The following is an 18,806-nucleotide window of genomic DNA, read 5'->3' on the forward strand; positions in this document are numbered from 1 at the left end:
CCCCTTTTTGTGTTTTGAACTCCGCTATATTTGATCTATAAATTTAAATTAATACGACAGGATGATACGAATGATCGCAATATATAAGACCCCTACGAATAGGGAGTTTTTTGACAAACACTATTTTGAGACCCATATTCCCTTGGCAAAAACGCTTCCGGGACTTATTCGTTATGAAGTGGCCAAAGGTGGAATTATGTCCACGACTGGACACGACGATGTGTATTGTATTGGAACTTTATATTTTGAAAGTTTAGCAGCAATTAAAATAGCATTTGCGTCTGAACAAGGAAAGGCTTGTGCAGTTGACCGAAGAATCTTGGCACCTCATGATCATGATGTTCAGATTTACATATTTGATTCGATTGAGGTATAGGAAGATAAGAAGTATGAGTTAATGGTTAAAAATTCGAAGAATGATGAAAAAGGAAGATTTTAAAATAAGCATTACCGTTGAAGCAGGTGCTCAACGTGTATTTGAAGCAATCAATAATGTCCGCGGATGGTGGTCTCAAAATATTGAAGGGCCAACTGCTGCTTTGCATGATGAGTTTATATATCATTATCAGGATGTACATCGTTGTCGAATACGAATAGAAACGATGGAAACAGATCGCAAAGTAGTCTGGCGGGTCCTCGAAAACTATTTTAAATTTACCCAGGATGAACGGGAATGGACTAATAGTTCCATTATCTTCGATATTGTTGAAGATGTAGGTACAACTACATTACATTTCACCCATCGTGGGCTTAATTCCCAGATGGAATGTTATCAGGTATGTCATGATGCCTGGACATATTACATAGCGGACAGCCTAAGACAATTGATTTTAACGGGGATGGGACAGCCTACTCCAAAGGAGGAAATAGCGCTGGGGGCTATGGATGAGAATCGCATACCACATGATCCTGGGACAAAAAGTATCTACCATAGGCTGTTAATTGAAACTCCTGTAGAGACTGTTTACAAGGCGCTTACAACGGCGGAAGGACTAGCAGGCTGGTGGACACCAGATACGAAGGCAAAGCCAGAGATTGGTGCGATCCTGCGCTTTGGATTTGGTCCCAGCTATTTTAAAAATATGGAAGTTATTTCGCTGAAGCCTTATTCCAGGGTTGAGTGGCGCTGTGTCAAGGCATTTGAGGAATGGATTGGAACAACACTGACCTTTGAACTTGAACCTCAGCAAAAGGGATGTATGCTGCTGTTTCACCATGATGGCTGGGCAAATTATAGTGCGGAATTTGCTTCCTGTAGTTTTGATTGGGCGCTATTTTTCAGGAGTTTAAAATTTTTCTGTGAAAAAGGAAAGGGGTTTCCTTATCCCGAATTTAATGTGTAAAATTCCTGAAGGGGCATAGTGTATTTTTGGTATAAAATGAGACTATCGCAATAGCCCGCCAATCGCATGCAGATAGTCTTTATTTTTAGAAAAATCATTATGTCCTTCCTTTGCCAAACGTATCAATTTATCCTGTTTTTTAAAAAAGTTACTCAGTTTAATGGAAGAATCAAAATAGACGGCATTATCCTGGTCTCCGTGGAAGATGATCGTTCTACATTTTACTTTTTGCAATGCCGCAGCATTGTCGAAATAAAAGGGGATCCCGCTTGTATCGAGTTCAGGAGCGACATGTTGTGTCCAATCTTGAAAACTATAGTAAGGTGCTTGAAGAATAAGCATTTTTGGAGAATTATGCGAAGCAATAGTTGAAGCAAGTGCCGTGCCCATAGATTGACCGATTATGATAATGTGATCTTCCGGATACTGTTGTGTCAGCTTATCATAGACCGTTTGCAGATCACGATAAAGTAGTTCTTCATTGGTTACTTTACCCTCACTTTTTCCGTAACCTCGGTAGTCCAACATAAAAAGATCATATCCGTTATCAGTATAGATATTGGCAATTTTACCCCAGGTATCTACAGCCCCATTACTGCCATGCAAATAGAAAATTAGTCCTTTGCTCTTGTCTGCCTTAAACAAGATTCCATGGAGTTTAACATGATCTGCTGTTGTGATAAATTGTTCTTCAAATTTGCCCTGAAAGCTGAACGTGGAATCTTGGAGCTTTTTACCTGGAAACAGTTGTTCTTCAAGTATTTCATTCCAGTTTGTTTTAACTTTAGATTTATTGTTGGATTGCGCATGTACTACGGGGGATAAAAAGATGAATAGCAGGAGTACTAGTATTGGGCGTAACCAAAGGTGACTGTAAAATTTTATTAATGTAACGGTATTGTTTGAGCTCATAAGGATACTTGGTCTATGATTTTTATTGAAGTTACATATTTCTATGGCATCCAGAAAATGTGGGATTACTAGTTTTAGCAGTATCTTTTCTTATAAACTTAATCTAGGTTAAGTTTATGCCTTAATCCAGGTTGTTGGAAGCAGGCTTCTTCTTGTCGTACCTTTGAGATAGCAATTTAAAATGAAGTGAATCAATTTGGGCTTCAACTTAAATTCATCAAGAACGATAAAAAAGGAGATCATAATATGAAAAAATCAATTGAAAGAATTTTCCAACGTCCAGCTCAACCGGGTATGGTAGGGGATGGATTTCGTGTATTTAATATGATACCAGGGAATGGGATTTCCCAAAGGAGGATGAGTCCATTTCTTTTACTAGATTTCAACGCAGCATTTGATTTTGGACCTTCGGATCATATCAGAGGCGTGGATGTACATCCGCATAAGGGATTTGAAACCGTTACTATCGCCTACAAAGGCAGTGTAGCCCATCACGACAGTTCGGGAAACAGTGGAGTTATTCGTCCGGGTGATGTACAATGGATGACTGCCGGTGCGGGTATATTACATAAAGAATACCATGAAGAGGAATTTTCAAAAAAAGGTGGATTGTTTGAAATGGTTCAGCTCTGGGTTAATTTACCAGCGAAAGATAAATCAACGGAGGCACATTACCAGGCGATTACAGCCAATCAGATGGGGAAGGTACTATTGCCTGACGCCGCAGGGGTAGTTAATGTCATCGCGGGGAAATTTCAGGATACGGTAGGGCCAGCGAACACCTATACGCCTGTCAATCTATTTGATATCAAATTGGCGGAGCAACATGAAACGAACTTTTTAGTCCCACAAAATCATAATACTGCGATGCTGGTTGTGAATGGGGAGGTCGAGGTCAACGGCGAACTTGCGAAGGAACATAGTTTTGTTTTATTTGGTCATGATGGTGAAGAGATCTCGATAAAGGCCCAAAAAAATGCGGTTTTACTTGTGTTAAGCGGTGAGCCCATTGATGAACCTATCGTGAGCTATGGCCCATTTGTAATGAATACACAGGCAGAGATTTACCAAGCTTTTGAAGATTTTCAGGCTGGCAAGTTTGGCGTACTTGAATAAATGAAATAAGTTTTCATTCATGGCCTACATTTATAACATGTAGGCCATGAATGGATATCATCATATAGAAGATTTTCTGTTAACTAGCTTTTCTTTAGATTATGGTGTTCAACGACTAAGAAAAGTTTTTTGGCCGTCTGTCGTAGCAGATATGGATGATGAGAACCAGTAGTGTACAACAAAAGCCTGTCAATACCACGCCATTCCATTGAAAGTATTTCCAAGCGAGCGAGGCCAAGTAACTACCCAATGATCCACCCGCAAAGTAACTAAACATATAGACTGTATTTAGTCGGTTGGTTGCCCCTAGATTTAAGGCAAAGAAAGCAGATTGATTGCTGATATGCATTGATTGTAAACCCAGGTCAATTAAGATTACGCCAGTTATTAATCCGGTATAGCTATTCCCCCCGATGTAGAATACAATCCAGCTCAATAGCAGGATACATATGGAACCAAGAATAACGGTATACGTAGAAACACGCGTTGAAATCTGGCCTAGCAATGCTGCTGCTAGAGCGCCAACAGCCCCTATTAATCCGAAGGATCCGGCTACAGCGGACCCCGCGTGGAAAGGAGCTTCCTGTAAATGAAATACTAATGTAATCCAAAAAGCACTGAATCCCGCAAAACCTAGGGCACCTCTGAGTGCAGATAGCCGTAATACCGGTTGAGTTTTTGTCAGATGGATCAATGAGTGCATTAATTGTAGATAACTTCCTTGAAATGTCGGATTCACATCGGGGAGTGCGAAAGCTAATAATAACATGAATAGAACCATTAACGCTATCGCTATATAATAGATCGCTTGCCATCCCCAGATATCGCCAATAAATCCTGCTGCGACGCGGGAGAGCAGAATACCTAATAGTAAGCCACTCATGACCATTCCGATTGAAGAATTGCGTTTTTCGGGAGTAGCAAGTTCGGCCGTAAGGGGGACGAGCATTTGGGGAACGACTGAGCTAAATCCAACCATAAAGCTTGCGATATAAAGCAGCTCGAGGCTGGGAGCGAAGACCATTGCCAATAAGGAGGCTATGATAAGTAGAAAAATTGATAATATTAATTTCTTTCTTTTTATCATATCTCCCAAAGGAACGATAAAGAGTAGCCCTGTTGCAAAACCGATCTGGGTGAGCATAGCGATCATACTAATTGCAGCTTCACTAACGTGAAAGTCTTTCGCCATCAATCCCAAAAGCGGTTGATTATAATAGTTGTTGCCGACTACTATTCCAGTTGTCAGGGTAATAAGCCATAAAAGAGGCTTCGTAAGTACTGGTGTATCCCGCTTTAAGTTTACGTGAAGCTCTATGTTTTGATTTGTTATGTCTGTTGTATGTGTCATTTTGAATTTTATTTCCTTGGCTGCAAATTTACAGCGATCAGTAATGGAGGAATTGAAGAATTCGATCCATGAATTGAAGAATTGAAGTTTTGTGTGTTTAAAGATGCTTTAGATTTGAAATAATTGAATGTTGAGCGCCATTTTTGTTTTTCTGTTTTTTGACTTAAGTCAATGTTTATTGTTTTTCATGGATAAATCTTTGTCATCAAATAAGCCGGCCTCTGTTATTCGTAAAGAGGCAGGATAATATAGAATGATATGAGAAATTTGTTAACAATGTTTGGGGATGATCCCATAGCAAGGGTAGAAAAAGCATTAATGGATTTACAAGCCGGGGGACCTTGTTCGCCCAGGTCATATCTTTCCCTTGCGGGCGCACGCGAACGGAGTATTGGGGGGCGATGGTCATACAGAAGGCAGTATCGATTTGATGCTTATGGCGGGTTTAGAACCGATGGCTGTCTTATGTGAATTGATGAATGAGGATGGGACAATGGCGCGTTTGAATGAGGTCTCAACATTCGGACTGAAACATAATCTTACCGTATTATCTATTGAGGATATTATTACCTATAGAAAGCTAAATAGTAATTATCGAAAAACAGTATATGAATCAGACAAACACTAAAAAAATAAGATCGGTATTCCGCGTTGGCCGAAAAGAGTACCTTACACCACATCTTATCCGGGTAATATTTGATTTAACCGATGAGCAGGGCGGATGATCAAACGAGCTATATCTTTATTGCTGCGGAGTATGCCATTGTGAAAGAATTACGTCATTACTTTCGGGAGGAAAAGGGGAGGACTTCACAAGACCTATATACCTGTGCATATTGGAGAGCGGGGCATGCAGAAAGTGAACTTACGAATTTAAATGAGCCGATCTAGTTCTTAAATTAGTTTCTGTTAATCCAATTTTATTAGTTTTGCTGGAAATTAATTTAGAACAGCAATTAAAATGGATGAGCTATTGATATCCTATATCACGAGTAAAATTACGGTAACAGAAGATGAATTACATCTAATAGGCTCCTATTTTAAGCCTTTAAAGCTAAAGAAAAATGAGTTTTTGTTGGCCAATGGTGAAATAAGCCAACGCTCATTTTTCGTGACCAAGGGGTGTTTACGTATTTTTTTTATAAATGAGTCTGGACAAGAAGCAACACGCTACTTTGCCTTTGAGAATCAGTTTGCAACCGCATTAGTTAGTTTTATTACAGGAGAAGAGTCTGAAGAATTTATTCAGGCTTTGGAACCTACTGAAATCTACTATATAAGTCATAAGGATTTTTATCATTTGTTGGACCTTATTCCACAGTGGGAGAAGTTCTACCGTCTCTATTTGGAAATTGCCTATGTGACAAATACAAAGCGTCTGATGTCATTTTTAATGCAAGATGCCCTTGAAAAATATCGTTTATTGTTGGATGAAAATCCAATGGTTGTCAGAAGGCTGTCCAATAGAATAGTTGCTTCCTATCTGAATATTTCACAGGAGACATTGAGCCGTTTAAAGTCAAAGCTCTAAAACTCAACTGGCCTATGCATTTAAGAACTGCATAGGCCAGTTGAGTTTTAGAGGAAGATAGATGAAAATAGTGCAGACTGATCAATCAGGTCTAAAGATTTATTTGCTGATTTCTCCTTTTGCGAGAAGCATTATAGACAATGATCACACTAATCGTCATCAGGATAAATGCTAAGAAAAACGGCGCGCCAGAAAATTTAAATGGTGCTTTGTCATGGGTGAAATAATAAAATAGGTTTGTCATCATCGGTGGACCAATAATCGATGTTGCACTCATTAAGCTTGTTAGTGCACCTTGAAGTTCACCCTGTTCGTTTGAAGGAACATTTTTTGTAATAACAGACTGAAGAGCTGGTCCACAAATACCACCCAAGCAATAGGGGATAAGGAAGACGAACATCATCCATCCTTCGCTTGCAAACGAGAATAACAGTAGTCCAATAGCATACAGGGTCAATCCATAGAAAATGCTTTTTTGTTCACCAAGTTTGGGCGTTGTCCATCGAATTAAAACGCCCTGAACCAATCCAATCAATAATCCAATAACACCTAATGAGATACCCACCATTCTTTCTGTCCAGTCGAATTTATACATGGTGAAGAAGTTCCAGTTACTTTGAACTGCATGGCCTGCGATATATATTAAAATTAAGGCAACGATTAATCCGGATATTTCTGGATGTTTTCCAAGAAACTTAAAGGATCCAATTGGATTTGCGCGTTTCCATTCAAAAGCTCTACGTTTTTCTTTATCTAAGCTCTCAGGTAAGATAAAATAGCCATACAGGAAGTTTAGCATACACAGTCCTGCGGCCGCATAAAAGGGAACCCTGGCACCATAGTGACCGAGTAGACCGCCGATAACTGGGCCGATGATAAAGCCAAGACCAAATGCAGCGCCTATCAAGCCAAAGTTCTTTGCCCGATCTTCATCCGTAGATATATCGGCGATATAAGCACTTGCCGTTGTAAAACTAGCACCTGTCAATCCGGCGATAACGCGTCCTAAGAATAACCAACCTATAGTTGGCGCGAGGGCAAGAAAGATGTAGTCTACAGCAAACCCAAAAAGTGAGATCAAAATAATTGGCCTTCTGCCATATTTATCACTGAGGTTACCAACGACGGGAGAACAGATGAATTGTGTGAAAGCGTAGGCAAAGCCGAGCCAGCCGCCATATTTTGCCGCTTCACTTATGTCGCTATGAATCAATTCCTCGATAAGTTTAGGGACGACTGGAATAATGATTCCCCAACCCGTAATATCGATTAGTAGTGTAATAAATATGAATCCGATTGCTGCTTTTTTCTTGGAATTTTCCATCATGATTCAAAAGTAATGAAATCCTTAAAAACTTGTTTGTTATTTAATTACGAATTTTTGCTGCGTGTTATATTTTCGGTTGTGTTAACAAACCGAAAACAAGAGGCTTTTTTCTTTCGATAGAACGTCTAGGTATGATTAGATCGCTTGACATTGGGGATGGTGCAGCACAGTAAAATTACATGAATTCGCAATAAAACACAGTTTATTTGCTTGGGCATGTAAGGATAAAGCAAGTTCTATCTGGGATTCATCTGTGATGAGAACCTCGGGGTGTAATATAACTTCCGTAAAACGACCACTTCCATCTCCATCCGTTTCGAGGGTAGCGATAGCATTGTCCGTATAGGATAAAATCTCGATGCCATTTTTCGAGCAGACGTATAAATAGGACATCATGTGGCAAGAAATCAGACTGCTAAGCAGCAAATCTTCCGGATTGTACAATACGGGGTCACCCTTGAATGCTTTTGCTGCGGAAACTTGCAGGTCAGCTTTGCCTTCGATCGCGATGTGATGGCTCTTTGTATAAATTTTTGAACCCACAGCACTAGGCTGTTCAGGATGGTTCCATGTTAAGGTCGCTTTAAAGATATGTTTGTAACTCATTTTGTTTCAAAGTTAAGGTATTCTCCAATATTATAGAGGGTCTAGTCCGCCAATTGCAAGATGTGTAGGATAGGTCGAATCGACTAGATCAAAATTTTAATAGAACTGCTTAAAAATCAAAGCGACCATTATCTGGTTGAAAACGAGTATGTCCTAGGGTATTCCTTTTATTACCTTACGGAAGGATTGATCCAGCATGATATTTATCGTTTGGAGCAAATCGGCATTTGAATAAAACTTCTTCTTTTGTAATCAGACTACAGTGGCGTCTGATTACAGTACTGTTATGTGCGAACAAAAGTGATATAATCTGTGTTGATAGGTTCAATACCATTTTTCCGCATTTCGCTTGCTATTTGCGCCCTGTGATAGGTGCCATGATTAAAGACGTGTAACAGAATGTCGTTGGCCTTATTATGAAAAGCCTGATGCTGTGTGTTTGTATAATTGATAATTTCATCCTCTATATCATTTCTGCGCTGAATCTGCTGCCCAAATCCTTCTGAAGCTAAATCGTGATACCTTTGGCAATCGATGATACTGTGCTCATCCCAAACACCAACAGGTGGTTTTTCACCAGTTAATCGACTTAACCAAATAATCTGAGCATTGACAATATGGCTAAAGAGCCGTATGCAAGAATGAGGTACATTTTCGCCTTCACTTTTCAGTTTATCCAGTAGTGTTGTATTGGCCCAGTTATTATATAACCAAAGCTGCATAAAAGTAGTTGACATCTAATTGTTGTTTATGTGGGTTCTGTAAAATTAAATATACGGAAGATCGCAATAACTTTTTTTTGCAGAGCCTTCAATTATGGACAATTTATGTTATGTAAATAGACATTTTAGTGATCGCTACGCATTATATTTACCTTAGTAGGTAAGTTTTGAAAATTACCAACTTAATTGAAATTAGAGATAACGCTATTCTATATTGATAAATTAGCAAATTACTTTATTTGCTGGATGAACTAGCTGTTGAGTGCACGCTAAAAATCGTATTCATTTTAAAGCAATATATTTGTTACAATTTTATTGTTTTGAGCGTAATGCTATTTTTTTGATTTGCTCAGATCCTAATTTGGATATATTCAGATTGTTAGCGTTATAGGTGGTTGTTTTTTGTCGCAGAAATGTCTTTTTGCGTTATCACTTGATAAGTCAGACTACCACAAACTAAAGGATATCATTATATTAGACTGATATTATTGAAAAGTATGCTATCTATGAACAGGTTTTTCCAAAATTACAATACGGGGAAACGTATTATTCTTCATTTGTGTTTTTGGTTTTTGGTTTTGGGAATGCAATTCATTTCCTATCAGCGGATAGATATTGATAATTCCTGGATTTTGTTTGTAAAGGACGTCTTTTCTTTGTTGACAATATTTTATGTGACAGCATATATCATCATTCCGCGGTGGTTTATTCCAGGGAAGTTTGTATTATGTATATTATGGTTGTTGTTTATTTACGCCTGGTGGTCGTTTCTAAGTTACTTTGCTGCCCTATTAACGTTGAAATATCTAACACCAGATGTTCGCCTGTCAAGCTATCTTGAAATAATATTAAGTCAAGGAATCTTTGGTGCTTTTCGCCTTTCTTCCATTAGCGATTATTTGTTGGATTTTATTTTTTTGGTGGCGCTGCCATTGACTGTAAAAATTGTACAGGCATTTATGTCTGTCAGAAATTCAAAAATGAAACTCGAATTGAAAAATTCAGCATTAGAATTGAACAATGTCCAATTGGAACTTGCCTTTCTAAAATACCAGATTAATCCACATTTTTTACTTAATACACTTTATAGCATCTATGTGCTGGTATCTGATCATGATGAACGAGGCGGCGAAAGTATGATGCGTTTAAGTAGTATTATGGTGTATTTACTGCATGAAAGTAATCAACCCAGGATCGAAATTAGTCGCGAATTTCAATTGCTAAAGGATTATGTTGAATTGGAAAAGTTACGCTATAGCGAGACCGTGCAGATCAATCTAAATTTGGTGGCCGAGGACGAAAACAGCATGATTGTTCCTTTGATCTTTTTTCCGTTTGTGGAAAATGCATTCAAACACGGACCTCGGTTAAGTTCTTCGGCGGGATGGATATCCGTAGACATTAAGGTTGCGGATGACAAGGTGTATATGCACGTGGCTAATGCGTATAGAGAACTTTCAAAACCAGAAAATTATATCGGCGGATTAGGGATAGAAAATGTAAAAAAACGACTGGAACTTCATTATCCTCATAATCACAATTTGGAAATAAAGTCGCAGGAGGGTGTATTTAGTGTTAATCTTGTTGTAACTTTACATTCGGAAACAGAGCCGTAGCACCAAAGCAACGGGTTGCGAAGTACTTATGAATAGAATTAAAACTATCCTTATTGAAGATGAGCCTATTGCGAGAGGTCGCCTGGAGAAATTAGTTTCCAAATTAGGCCTGATCGAAATATTGGGTGTATTCGAGAGCCCATTGCAAGCAATTGACATTTTAAGGCAGCACGAGGTAGATCTCATTTTGTCGGATATAGATATGCCTGAAATGGACGGAATTACCTTTCTCAAAGGACTTGCTCATCCACCATTTGTTGTTTTTATAACTGGGCATTATGAGTATGCGGTCGATGGATTTGAGCTGGATGTGATCGATTATATCTTAAAGCCACTCCTGACGGAAGAGCGCTTGATCAAGGCAATTGAAAAAGTCCAAAAGGCAATTTTGTTTTCTAGAAGGGGCCCACAGGGTGAAAGAAAGGCGATTAAGATAAAGGATCGGAACAAAACTATTTTTATAGATCCGGCGGATATTTTCTATCTAAAAGCCTGGGGGGATTACATTCAAATTTATACGTTAGAAGGTATGCAAACGTTGCTGTCTACCATGAAAGATATGGAAGCAGAACTGCCTTGGGATATGTTTGCTCGTATGCACCGGTCCTATATTGTCAATATCAAACAGATCAAGGGTGTTGAGGCAAGTAAAGTCATTCTGAAAAATGGGACAGAACTCGGTATAGGTTTACAATATCGTAATCAACTTTTCGCGAAGATGGGACTCCTATAATTTATCGGATTCATACGTTCTTTCTGTTTCCCAATTTGCATTTTATAATAGCCAACCATAAAGTGGTAAACGGCAAGTTCATGTAAGCGTTGATCAGACATGAACAATCGATTAATAAACATATGAATGTAGCTTGATAGTAACGATGTCCGAGCCGACTTGAATTCATCTTGCTCGTTATGGCTCTGTAAGGTGTTAAATATGCTGTATTGAAGTGCATTTAGTTTCTTTTTCGATTCTTCTAGGTTGTCTAAAGGTTTGTCGAACCAGTCTTTTTTCTCTTTAAACTTATTGTTGAGATGAATCCAAAGGTTTTTATTATTATCAAATTCTTGCTGATAAAGGGTATTCATCTGTAGGCAGAAATCTCTTTTCTCGATCAGTGTAAATTTTGCAGCTTCTAATAGTGACTCAATATTTTCGAAAGCCAGGCGCCATCGATCATTGATTGAAGTACTTTGTTGGATAACCTTCAGTACCGTTTCGCTCTGTTGATAGAATAGCTCCTCACTAAGTTCCATACAAAATGGGGTATAGCGTTCAATCTCCCGTGTATAAGTGTCAAAGGATAGCGTTGATATCTGGCCGTCTTTAATAAACTGTTCCAATAGGGTATTAAGCGTGGATATAACGAAATAATACTGGCTTGGATCTGAAAGCTCAACTCTAAACCTAATGTGGGGCGATGGATCGTTGTACCGTATAAAAAACCATTTTTTTAGGACATTTTGTTGACTAATTGTCTCTACGATAATGGGGAAAACTTCCTTTAACAAGGTGTCTGCAAAATGTAAACCACAATAGATCTTGGCGTAAAGCCATTCACTGCCCAAAGGGAAGCATCTTTTTAGGTTATTGTCTTGCGGAGCTGATTCATTTGTGAAAGTCTCCTGTTGTGATTCTATTGGAATAATGATTTCGTTGGCAAAAATATGTCCATCTTTATCCCTGGCTATTGATGAATAGTCATTCAGGATATATTCTGTTAATATGGTCTCTCTTTTGCACATATGATCCAATATGATTTCTATGCAAAAAGGATTGTCTAAATTTATCAACAGTTCATTATCGCCGCTGCTGATGATGACCATTGCAGGGATTGCTAACTCCGCTTGTATATTTTTTATGAAAGCCTGAGGGTTGCTGGGGTATTTCGCTATTTTTTGAATTCGCCACTGGGCTCTAGACAAGATAATATTTTTGTAGCTTATTCTTGGGAGCCTCTGCTGCTCTTTCATAATTCCCCAATTCCAGGAAAGATCCAACCTATTATTTTGGAACTGAAAATCTGCGAGAAACTTATAAATATTCATACCTTGTTCAAAATTGTGGGCCGTCGTCAAACGGGGGATAACCATTTTATTGAATTTCTTGGACCACAAGATTAGACGCTGTTCTTTAAGGAACAGGTATAAGTCATTAACATCAATTTGCTCTTGTTCTTCGTCGATTGTTGGGCTTAGACAAATTGATGTCTTTCGCAGCGCAGGTCTATAAATTATATTACCAGCATTATTGTCTGGGTAATGACAAATCTCGGCAAGTATTGCATTGGGAAACTGCTGTTGCTCTTTGTTGGCCGATTCTTTTAATTTGTTATGCAATTCTTCATCCAAATGTGCAAATCTGGAAATTAAGTTTCCTGATGACGAACCACCAATAGTACCTAGATTGAAGAATAAATTTTCCTGACATGAACTTCTAAGGAGATTGCCGATGGCATAGAATGAAGAAGGGATAGTATGAGCTGTTTGTTTACGCTGTTTAGCGATATGATCTAGATCTTTGCCGGTCAGCCGAATTTCGGTGAATTGATTTTTTACACTTGCTACAAATTTTTCAATGACCAGATCTTGATAATGGTGGTCCCCATATTTTTTTTCGCCCGTCGGAGTGATGTTTTTAACATCCCCGAGTATTTCATCCGTTATATTGTAAACACCTTCTTGACGTCCGTAAGCAATCCCAATATCGGGGTCTAGAGCTGTCGTTAGCGGGACCATTCTATCTTCATATTTAACAGAGAACGCAGCTCTAAACTGGTCAAAATCTGTTAACTTAGCCTGGCTGCAAAGTGGTAGTAAATCCTGAAATTGATCTCTTATGTGATTTAATGCGGTATCTGATAAATTATTTTCTTCCATCCCCATGAGGAGATCCCCCTGTAACGAATTGGTCATATCGAGATCTGGAGCCAAAGGCTGCAATAATTTAAGGATGGCGGTTCGGATCTCAATGACAGATTGAGAACTATGAAGCCATCTTTTTATCGTTAATAAAGGATTTAAATAATTTTCCGCCTTATCCACTCTTTCAAGCGTCGTTATCAGGCTATCCAGATAACCTCGGCCAATTACATTGGGCTGTAATTCAGAAGATATGATTCCAAGGCTGATGAGGTTATTGACGAATAGGGGCGCATGCGTTGTTGATGCTCCAAGACCTTGCAGCAGATCGATTAATGATTGATAGTGGCTGGTTCTCTTATTACGTTCAAAGTGTTGGATGACTCGATCCAAAACTGGGGTAAGCCTTATGCGTTTCAGGATATGCTGTCCTTTCTTCCCATTTGACACTTTTTGATAATATTTGTAATATTTACCATCTAAGTATAAGGTCGGATTGATACGATAATAGAGTTGACTGTAAATTCTTTTATCTTTTGATAGCTGTTCAATAATTCCTGTCAAAATGGTGGCATCCAGTTTTAATACAGCTTTATTCGCATTAGCCCTAATTAACGATACCTTTTTTTCGGAGACGGCAATGTTCCCAAAAGATACCCCTGCGAATAAACCGAAAGGCGTACTTCTAGTGCTCATCCTAATCGCATATTTGAGTAGTGAAGCGATCATTTTTGAGCTGCTCTCTTTCTTGTATTCAAGCCATTTTTGAACTTCTACTGAGAAGGCAGGGCTTGCCAGAAATAGGGCTTCTTTTAATTGCTCATTTTGAAACAAATGACGAAGTTTTTCTTCTATTTCATGTCTCTCTTTTATCGTTAAAAGATCAACGGCAAATGCAGCTGGAAGCAGCGGCGTGCGCAGAAGAAAATAATCGGATAAGTGGAATAATGACATGAATTAGTAGGACTAGTATTGCATGACTTGTTTTATACAGGACTGAAACATTTCGGGCGAAATTGGTTTTTGTAGTGCAAAATGCTTTCTGTTTTTGATAAATTCCGGATAATGCCAGCGTGACACAGCGGACGTTATGATCAGGATAGGAATATCGGCGATCAATTCGGCAAGTGTATTAATATTACCGCCGCTAACAATGAGATCGAGGAATAGGATGTCTGCAGATTTTAGATCATGACTAAATAATGCTGGATTTTCAATGTCTTCAACCATCTTTATCAATTGAAGATCTGGAAACATGTGAATGTATTCAACTATTTTTTTTGTCGCCAAGGGTTCATCCTCAATAAGAATACATTTAAGCTTGGGTGAAGTCATATACTCGGTTCTTTTTTTATTTAGTAGGCAATAAAGACGATTGCTGTAAAGGCGCCTACCAGAACGCCCTCACAGCATTATCCTCTTTTATATTACTTTTGAAGATGTAACTGTCTTAATAGTTACCAGTTCCATATCATCAAAATCAAAAAATGAGATCGGTTCGACCACGCAGACATTTTGTACATCCAATACAAAATCCTCCGCTAAAAAATTTTCAATGTTTTCCATAGTTATACGTTTAAATTGTAAACAAATGTGCTTTCTATGGAAAAGAACAACGAAAAATATCGACAGAATTGAAAATGAATCGGACGAACTAAAGAATCTATTCGACGAAAAAATAGCGCCTGTTCCTATTTCTGTTCGCCGTGTATTAGATGCTGTTCAAATCGTCTGCTAGATTATAATCAGCATTGAAAGAAGGTCCATCGTATGCTGTTGGAAAATTCGACAAAATAGCATTTGAGTACGATGAAATAGTGACGGCATTATTGTAGGATTCTATCAGGTTCATTATTTTAGGGCTATCTATTTTAGCAGCGAAAAACCATTTCTTTAGCCATTAAAACCGTGTTGCGTAAATAGATAAACTAATGAGAAGGCTTGAGGTAAGTCCTTGACCAGAAAAGCATCTGCCAAATAAATAGGTGAGTAGTGTGAGCGCGTAAAACAAATGAGAATATGAATTTATCGAATGAAATGCACAGTTTTTTGAAAAGAGAAGGTTTACGGTTATTTAGAAAAAAAGTAAGCTGGCAGACCTCTGCGAAATATCAGATCTATGCCGATGGGAAAACAAAGATTGGTGTCGCATTTGACAGAATTCAAAATTTTATCGATGAAAATACCAATGCATCCGACTGGAGTGGAATGGAAACGATTAAACTCGAAGAGCGCGGTGATTATATTATCTATGGTTTTGTTGAGGAAGTGGAAAGCTAAAGAAGAATTGAGTTTAACCTGTCGTATCGTATTATCGAATAAATATTACAAATCAATTCCCTAATTGTGTAATGATTTCGATGTTATTTGTTGCCAAATTTGTTGTGTAAAATAAAACAATCAGTTATGGCGACAGATATTTATAAAGATACGGTTTATCTACCTTTAGAAGATGTTGAAAGCGAACATTGTGCTTCAATTGTCGAAAAAGGACTAGCTCAGGTCAAAGGCTTGACGAGCTATCGGGTGGAATTGAATAACCATAGAGCTGCTATCGTACCTAAAGATAGTGAAGCGGTCGTTAGCAGTGTAAAGACGATCAAAGATCTTGGTTATGGTGTTTCTACATTGACCAAAACATTTCCAGTTCTTGGGATGACTTGCGCCTCATGTGCCAGTAGCGCCGAAAGTATGGCGAAATATGAACAAGGGGTTGTCAATGCGTCTGTAAATTTTGCAACTGGAAATCTTACAGTTGAATATTTGCCTAATATTACGGATCATTTAAAAATTCAGAAAGCAGTCCAGGCTGGTGGCTATGATTTATTAATCGAAGATGAATCTACACAGCAGGAAACATTGGAGGCTATTCACGCAGCTAAATTTCATAAGCTTAAAATCAAAACACGATGGGCAGTATTGCTATCGCTTCCCGTAGTTGTAATTGGTATGTTCTTTATGGATATGCCGTACGCAAATCCTATTATGTGGCTGTTTTCTACACCCGTAGTTCTTTGGCTAGGTAAGGACTTTTTTGTCAATGCGTGGAAACAAGCGAAACACCGCTCGGCCAATATGGATACACTTGTTGCGTTGAGCACGGGGATAGCCTACATCTTTAGCGTATTTAATATGCTCTTTGCTGAATTTTGGCATCAACGTGGCTTGCATGCACATGTATATTTTGAGGCCGCCTCAGTTGTCATTGCTTTTATTTTATTGGGTAAATTGCTGGAGGAAAAGGCCAAAGGTAACACCTCATCTGCCATTAAAAAGCTAATGGGGTTGCAGCCGAAGACGGTTATGGTCATTCAATCGGATGGAGTAGAGCGTCAGGTTCCTATAGAAGCCGTTCATACCGGCGATATCATTTTGGTAAAACCAGGGGAGAAGATCGCTGTCGATGGTGTTGTTATCAGTGGAAATTCCTATGTTGACGAAAGTATGTTAAGCGGAGAGCCGGTCCCGGTTTTAAAAACGGGAAATGAACAGGTATTTGCAGGGACGATCAATCAAAAGGGAAGTTTTCAGTTCAAAGCTACAAAAGTTGGGCGGGAAACAATGCTTGCACAGATCATTAAAATGGTACAGGATGCACAGGGAAGTAAGGCTCCTGTACAAAAACTGGTCGATCGAATTGCTGGTGTATTCGTTCCTGTTGTCATTGGTATTGCTATTTTAACTTTTCTACTGTGGTTTACTTTAGATGGAGAAAACCATCTGGTACAGGGTTTGTTGGCGGCAGTAACGGTTTTAGTTATTGCGTGTCCTTGTGCACTAGGTTTAGCAACTCCTACAGCGATCATGGTTGGAGTGGGTAAGGGAGCTGAACGGGGCATTTTAATTAAGGATGCGGAAAGTCTGGAGCTGGCCAAAAAGGTAAGTGCAGTTGTTTTGGATAAAACCGGTACCATTACGGAGGGAAAACCTGTTGTTACTGACGTGTATTGGGAAAATAATGAAGATAATTTGAAAGGTATCCTGTTAAGCTTGGAGAAACAGTCAGAACATCCATTGGCAGAAGCTGTTGTAGGGTATTTTAATGATGTGAAAGTTACTCCAATATCCTTTATCGAAAGTATTACGGGGAAGGGGGTAAAAGGCAGTGAAGGAATCGAAACTTACTATGTAGGGAATCGGAGGTTGTTGGATGAAAATAGGATTACAATTTCGACAGAATTGACGGAACATGCTACTCAATGGGGAAATCAATCGAAAACAGTGATCTGGTTTGCCAATAGTCATACTGCATTAGCTGTAATTGCCATTGCGGACCAGATTAAGGAAACTTCTGTACGTGCAATCAAGGAGATGCAAGCAATGGGAATTGAACTATATATGCTGACTGGTGACAACGAGGCTACAGCGAGGGCCATCGCTGCGGAAACAGGGATTCAGCATTACAAAGCCGAGGTGTTGCCAGAACACAAAGCTGATTTTGTTAAGGAATTGCAGCAAAGGGGGCAGGTGGTCGCTATGGTTGGGGACGGTATTAATGATAGTACAGCCTTAGCAACAGCGGATGTCAGTATTGCAATGGGAAAAGGAAGTGATATTGCAATGGATGTAGCGAAAATGACAATTATTTCTTCTGATTTGACGAAGATACCCCAGGCAATTCGACTTTCGAAACAAACGGTCGCAACAATTAAGCAAAACTTGTTTTGGGCATTTATTTATAATTTAATTGGAATTCCCCTCGCTGCAGGCATTCTGTATCCATTCAATGGTTTCCTTTTAAACCCGATGATAGCTGGAGCTGCAATGGCATTGAGCAGTGTAAGTGTTGTCAGTAATAGCTTGCGGCTTCGCTGGAAAAAATAGCTACCGATGGTTAAGCTGTAGACCGTGTTTTAAACGATAAATATTATAAAACAAAATAGAAAAACTATAAGTATAGCCAATTGAATTAAAGGGATATTTGTACAGATAATTAAATAGATTAATAACATTAAAATTATACAACATGGAAAGCAAAGAACTTCAATTCAAAACAAACCTCACTTGTGGGGGATGTGTATCCAAAGTAAGTGCAGATCTGGATAGTGTGGACGGTATCTGTGAATGGAATGTTGACACCACAAATGCAGACAAAATTCTGACTGTAAAATCTGAAGGCGTTTCGGAAGAAGAAATAATTGAAATTATCAAGAAGAAGGGTTTTAATGCAGTGACCTACTCCGCATAATTGTTCCATAAATCTATAGAAGCATCACACCCTAAAAGCTGGACAAAACTTTTAGGGTGTTTTTATGAAGTATAATTATGAGACGAAACTGAGCTCAATTTTACTAGTTTTAAATTTGGGGTTTCCTTTTTATCCATTTTCACTTGCGTCCTAAACGTTTAAAAAGTGGCGGTGTTTGGATATAGCAAAGTTGCTATATTTAAATTGCAAAATTATAACACACCGCCATGATAAA

The 18,806-nt window shown here is 38.7% G+C and carries 20 protein-coding genes; 11 read left to right on the forward strand and 9 right to left on the reverse strand.

The features are described 5' to 3' along the window. Positions 1-61: 61 nt before the first annotated feature. Both L1283_RS21940 and L1283_RS21945 read left to right on the forward strand, forming a co-directional pair. Positions 62-376: an EthD family reductase gene (locus L1283_RS21940; protein WP_286851061.1), complete on the forward strand. Its 315-nt coding sequence runs from the start codon at positions 62-64 to the stop codon at positions 374-376. A 40-nt stretch (positions 377-416) separates the two neighbouring features. Then, positions 417-1,343 (forward strand): SRPBCC family protein, encoded by a 927-nt coding sequence (locus L1283_RS21945; protein ID WP_286851062.1) that lies wholly within the window; start codon positions 417-419, stop codon positions 1,341-1,343. Positions 1,344-1,385: 42 nt separating this feature from the next. Here the strand turns inward: L1283_RS21945 and L1283_RS21950 are convergent, their stop codons facing one another. After that, a complete protein-coding gene (locus tag L1283_RS21950) occupies positions 1,386-2,255 on the reverse strand; it encodes an alpha/beta hydrolase (RefSeq protein WP_286851064.1) in 870 nt (289 codons plus the stop codon). Between the two features lie 246 nt (positions 2,256-2,501). On the opposite strand from L1283_RS21950, the gene L1283_RS21955 reads away from it, so the two are divergent. After that, positions 2,502-3,371, forward strand: a complete 870-nt coding sequence (locus tag L1283_RS21955; RefSeq protein WP_145330530.1) for a pirin family protein — start codon at positions 2,502-2,504, stop codon at positions 3,369-3,371. 115 nt (positions 3,372-3,486) lie between these two features. Here L1283_RS21955 and L1283_RS21960 read toward each other — a convergent pair whose 3' ends face one another. After that, the gene (locus L1283_RS21960; RefSeq protein WP_286851066.1) at positions 3,487-4,722 is read right to left on the reverse strand and encodes an MFS transporter; all 1,236 of its coding nucleotides are present in this window, start codon (positions 4,720-4,722) and stop codon (positions 3,487-3,489) included. A gap of 322 nt (positions 4,723-5,044) precedes the next feature. Here L1283_RS21960 and L1283_RS21965 point away from each other — a divergent pair, with 322 nt between their 5' ends. The 3 genes from L1283_RS21965 to L1283_RS21975 all read left to right on the forward strand — a co-directional run bounded on the left by L1283_RS21965 (position 5,045) and on the right by L1283_RS21975 (position 6,253). Further along, positions 5,045-5,350 carry a 3,4-dihydroxy-2-butanone-4-phosphate synthase gene (locus L1283_RS21965; RefSeq protein WP_312352733.1) on the forward strand — a complete coding sequence of 102 codons (306 nt, stop codon included), beginning with the start codon at positions 5,045-5,047 and terminating at the stop codon, positions 5,348-5,350. Positions 5,351-5,430: 80 nt separating this feature from the next. Continuing rightward, on the forward strand, positions 5,431-5,613 hold the full coding sequence (locus L1283_RS21970) for an SIP domain-containing protein (protein WP_286849222.1): 183 nt from the start codon (positions 5,431-5,433) through the stop codon (positions 5,611-5,613). Positions 5,614-5,683: 70 nt separating this feature from the next. Next, complete coding sequence (locus tag L1283_RS21975) at positions 5,684-6,253, forward strand: Crp/Fnr family transcriptional regulator (RefSeq protein WP_088161518.1); 570 nt, start codon at positions 5,684-5,686, stop codon at positions 6,251-6,253. A gap of 91 nt (positions 6,254-6,344) precedes the next feature. Here the strand turns inward: L1283_RS21975 and L1283_RS21980 are convergent, their stop codons facing one another. From L1283_RS21980 to L1283_RS21990, 3 genes are all read right to left on the reverse strand, one after another. Then, positions 6,345-7,580, reverse strand: coding sequence for a TCR/Tet family MFS transporter (locus L1283_RS21980; RefSeq protein ID WP_333888926.1), 1,236 nt, complete (start codon positions 7,578-7,580; stop codon positions 6,345-6,347). 135 nt (positions 7,581-7,715) lie between these two features. After that, positions 7,716-8,186, reverse strand: coding sequence for an OsmC family protein (locus tag L1283_RS21985; protein WP_286849218.1), 471 nt, complete (start codon positions 8,184-8,186; stop codon positions 7,716-7,718). A gap of 284 nt (positions 8,187-8,470) precedes the next feature. Beyond that, complete coding sequence (locus L1283_RS21990) at positions 8,471-8,923, reverse strand: DinB family protein (protein WP_088161520.1); 453 nt, start codon at positions 8,921-8,923, stop codon at positions 8,471-8,473. Between the two features lie 491 nt (positions 8,924-9,414). Here L1283_RS21990 and L1283_RS21995 point away from each other — a divergent pair, with 491 nt between their 5' ends. Together L1283_RS21995 and L1283_RS22000 are read left to right on the forward strand one after the other, a co-directional pair. Beyond that, positions 9,415-10,524: a sensor histidine kinase gene (locus tag L1283_RS21995; RefSeq protein ID WP_157698450.1), complete on the forward strand. Its 1,110-nt coding sequence runs from the start codon at positions 9,415-9,417 to the stop codon at positions 10,522-10,524. A 28-nt stretch (positions 10,525-10,552) separates the two neighbouring features. Further along, positions 10,553-11,257, forward strand: a complete 705-nt coding sequence (locus L1283_RS22000; protein ID WP_286849215.1) for a LytR/AlgR family response regulator transcription factor — start codon at positions 10,553-10,555, stop codon at positions 11,255-11,257. On the opposite strand, the gene L1283_RS22005 is transcribed toward L1283_RS22000, so the two are convergent. The 4 genes from L1283_RS22005 to L1283_RS22020 all read right to left on the reverse strand — a co-directional run bounded on the left by L1283_RS22005 (position 11,227) and on the right by L1283_RS22020 (position 15,235). Further along, entirely contained in the window at positions 11,227-14,337 is a 3,111-nt protein-coding gene (locus L1283_RS22005) for a lantibiotic dehydratase (RefSeq protein ID WP_312352731.1), read from the reverse strand. The genes L1283_RS22000 and L1283_RS22005 overlap by 31 nt on opposite strands. A 12-nt stretch (positions 14,338-14,349) precedes the next feature. Beyond that, on the reverse strand, positions 14,350-14,718 hold the full coding sequence (locus L1283_RS22010) for a hypothetical protein (protein WP_075992579.1): 369 nt from the start codon (positions 14,716-14,718) through the stop codon (positions 14,350-14,352). Positions 14,719-14,805: 87 nt separating this feature from the next. Then, complete coding sequence (locus L1283_RS22015) at positions 14,806-14,949, reverse strand: hypothetical protein (protein ID WP_286849945.1); 144 nt, start codon at positions 14,947-14,949, stop codon at positions 14,806-14,808. Between the two features lie 145 nt (positions 14,950-15,094). Then, positions 15,095-15,235, reverse strand: coding sequence for a hypothetical protein (locus tag L1283_RS22020; protein ID WP_157698451.1), 141 nt, complete (start codon positions 15,233-15,235; stop codon positions 15,095-15,097). Between the two features lie 167 nt (positions 15,236-15,402). On the opposite strand from L1283_RS22020, the gene L1283_RS22025 reads away from it, so the two are divergent. The 3 genes from L1283_RS22025 (at position 15,403) to L1283_RS22035 (ending at position 18,571) form a co-directional block, all read left to right on the forward strand. Continuing rightward, on the forward strand, positions 15,403-15,663 hold the full coding sequence (locus tag L1283_RS22025; RefSeq protein ID WP_286849942.1) for a hypothetical protein: 261 nt from the start codon (positions 15,403-15,405) through the stop codon (positions 15,661-15,663). Positions 15,664-15,789: 126 nt separating this feature from the next. Next, positions 15,790-18,207 (forward strand): heavy metal translocating P-type ATPase, encoded by a 2,418-nt coding sequence (locus L1283_RS22030; RefSeq protein WP_286849940.1) that lies wholly within the window; start codon positions 15,790-15,792, stop codon positions 18,205-18,207. A gap of 142 nt (positions 18,208-18,349) precedes the next feature. Beyond that, positions 18,350-18,571, forward strand: coding sequence for a heavy-metal-associated domain-containing protein (locus L1283_RS22035; protein ID WP_075992582.1), 222 nt, complete (start codon positions 18,350-18,352; stop codon positions 18,569-18,571). The last annotated feature ends 235 nt before the right edge of the window (positions 18,572-18,806 follow it).

This window comes from Sphingobacterium sp. HSC-15S19, from assembly GCF_050433745.1.
Lineage (GTDB): Bacteria > Bacteroidota > Bacteroidia > Sphingobacteriales > Sphingobacteriaceae > Sphingobacterium > Sphingobacterium siyangense.

What these genes read in the sequence shown, in the direction of transcription:
- L1283_RS21940 (WP_286851061.1), top strand. Translation starts at nt 62, where the DNA reads ATGATACGAATGATCGCAATATATAAGACCCCTACGAATAGGGAGTTT.
- L1283_RS21945 (WP_286851062.1), top strand. Translation starts at nt 417, where the DNA reads ATGATGAAAAAGGAAGATTTTAAAATAAGCATTACCGTTGAAGCAGGT.
- L1283_RS21950 (WP_286851064.1), bottom strand. Translation starts at nt 2,255, where the DNA reads ATGAGCTCAAACAATACCGTTACATTAATAAAATTTTACAGTCACCTT.
- L1283_RS21955 (WP_145330530.1), top strand. Translation starts at nt 2,502, where the DNA reads ATGAAAAAATCAATTGAAAGAATTTTCCAACGTCCAGCTCAACCGGGT.
- L1283_RS21960 (WP_286851066.1), bottom strand. Translation starts at nt 4,722, where the DNA reads ATGACACATACAACAGACATAACAAATCAAAACATAGAGCTTCACGTA.
- L1283_RS21970 (WP_286849222.1), top strand. Translation starts at nt 5,431, where the DNA reads ATGAGCAGGGCGGATGATCAAACGAGCTATATCTTTATTGCTGCGGAG.
- L1283_RS21975 (WP_088161518.1), top strand. Translation starts at nt 5,684, where the DNA reads ATGGATGAGCTATTGATATCCTATATCACGAGTAAAATTACGGTAACA.
- L1283_RS21980 (WP_333888926.1), bottom strand. Translation starts at nt 7,580, where the DNA reads ATGATGGAAAATTCCAAGAAAAAAGCAGCAATCGGATTCATATTTATT.
- L1283_RS21985 (WP_286849218.1), bottom strand. Translation starts at nt 8,186, where the DNA reads ATGAGTTACAAACATATCTTTAAAGCGACCTTAACATGGAACCATCCT.
- L1283_RS21990 (WP_088161520.1), bottom strand. Translation starts at nt 8,923, where the DNA reads ATGTCAACTACTTTTATGCAGCTTTGGTTATATAATAACTGGGCCAAT.
- L1283_RS21995 (WP_157698450.1), top strand. Translation starts at nt 9,415, where the DNA reads ATGAACAGGTTTTTCCAAAATTACAATACGGGGAAACGTATTATTCTT.
- L1283_RS22000 (WP_286849215.1), top strand. Translation starts at nt 10,553, where the DNA reads ATGAATAGAATTAAAACTATCCTTATTGAAGATGAGCCTATTGCGAGA.
- L1283_RS22005 (WP_312352731.1), bottom strand. Translation starts at nt 14,337, where the DNA reads ATGTCATTATTCCACTTATCCGATTATTTTCTTCTGCGCACGCCGCTG.
- L1283_RS22010 (WP_075992579.1), bottom strand. Translation starts at nt 14,718, where the DNA reads ATGACTTCACCCAAGCTTAAATGTATTCTTATTGAGGATGAACCCTTG.
- L1283_RS22015 (WP_286849945.1), bottom strand. Translation starts at nt 14,949, where the DNA reads ATGGAAAACATTGAAAATTTTTTAGCGGAGGATTTTGTATTGGATGTA.
- L1283_RS22020 (WP_157698451.1), bottom strand. Translation starts at nt 15,235, where the DNA reads ATGAACCTGATAGAATCCTACAATAATGCCGTCACTATTTCATCGTAC.
- L1283_RS22025 (WP_286849942.1), top strand. Translation starts at nt 15,403, where the DNA reads ATGAATTTATCGAATGAAATGCACAGTTTTTTGAAAAGAGAAGGTTTA.
- L1283_RS22030 (WP_286849940.1), top strand. Translation starts at nt 15,790, where the DNA reads ATGGCGACAGATATTTATAAAGATACGGTTTATCTACCTTTAGAAGAT.
- L1283_RS22035 (WP_075992582.1), top strand. Translation starts at nt 18,350, where the DNA reads ATGGAAAGCAAAGAACTTCAATTCAAAACAAACCTCACTTGTGGGGGA.